At 49.2% G+C, this 1,030-nt stretch carries 1 protein-coding gene; it reads left to right on the top strand.

What is annotated here, in order from left to right; genetic code table 11:
* Nucleotides 1-380 precede the first annotated feature (380 nt).
* On the top strand, nt 381-1,030 hold a 650-nt coding region (locus tag NO989_RS21830; protein ID WP_371343197.1), incomplete at its 3' end, for a reverse transcriptase domain-containing protein.

The following is a 1,030-nucleotide window of genomic DNA, read 5'->3' as shown; positions in this document are numbered from 1 at the left end:
AGCCGTAGTAGTGAGTAAAGTTCGGCCTGTGAAAGCCAGTAATGGTGTGGAGGGTAAAACCGAGCTGACCATCAGCATTGTGTTTGATGGCGTCACTATTAGCCAAAAGCTGATAGGGATGGCGAAGGGCGGAAGTACATAGTCAGTCTGTGATGAGCAGATGTTTTTTTTTCAGTGGTACACGAATCGACTCGCAATCGACGTCTTCGTACTTGGTTTGTCGCGGAAGCGACGGACTGGCTACGAAACGGTACATGGGAGTAATGTGGGAACGTTGAGTAGATTGCCATTGGGCTAGCACGCTCTACCACCATGTGAAATAGACCAACGCGAAGAGAAAGTATCGGCCCCCACACAGCACACTATCTTCGAGAGGAAGTATGCGGGTTTATTATAGTTTGTACGGTCACCTGCTTAATAAAGCGAGGCTGTTCAAAGGGTTTAAAAAGGTATTCAAAGCGAAAGGTGCGGCCGGAATAGATGGGCAGAGCCTGAGCGCGTTTGCCTCAAATCTGGATAATGAACTATCGCAGCTTCTTCTTGAACTCAAAACCAAACGCTACCAACCGCAACCGGTAAGGCGGGTCATTATCCCGAAAGACGGGGGCGGTGAGCGTCTATTGGGTATCCCAACAGTCAGGGATAGAGTGGTTCAACAATGCTTGAATGACCTCCTTACCCCCATCTTCGAAGAGCAGTTCCATCCATCAAGCTTTGGTTATAGACCGAAGCGGAGCTGTCACGATGCCATCAATAAAGCCACGATGTTCATCCGTCGATACGGACGGCGACACGTGGTGGACATGGACCTGTCGAAGTGCTTCGATAAGCTGGACCATACGCTTATCATTAAGAGTATTAAAAGACGGGTTCGTGATGGTAGCGTGCTGAGTCTCATTGCTCAGTTCTTACAAAGTGGGGTGATGGTAGATGGACATTGGCAGCAGACAGAAACAGGCAGTCCGCAAGGCGGGGTAATAAGCCCGCTCATAGCGAACATCTATCTGGATGCGTTCGATGAGGAAATGAA

It is taken from the genome of Alteromonas sp. DY56-G5 (genome assembly GCF_041414725.1).
GTDB classification, from domain to species: domain Bacteria; phylum Pseudomonadota; class Gammaproteobacteria; order Enterobacterales; family Alteromonadaceae; genus Alteromonas; species Alteromonas macleodii.
Note: the sequence above shows the minus strand (reverse complement) of the source record. Positions and strands in the feature narration are given on the sequence as shown.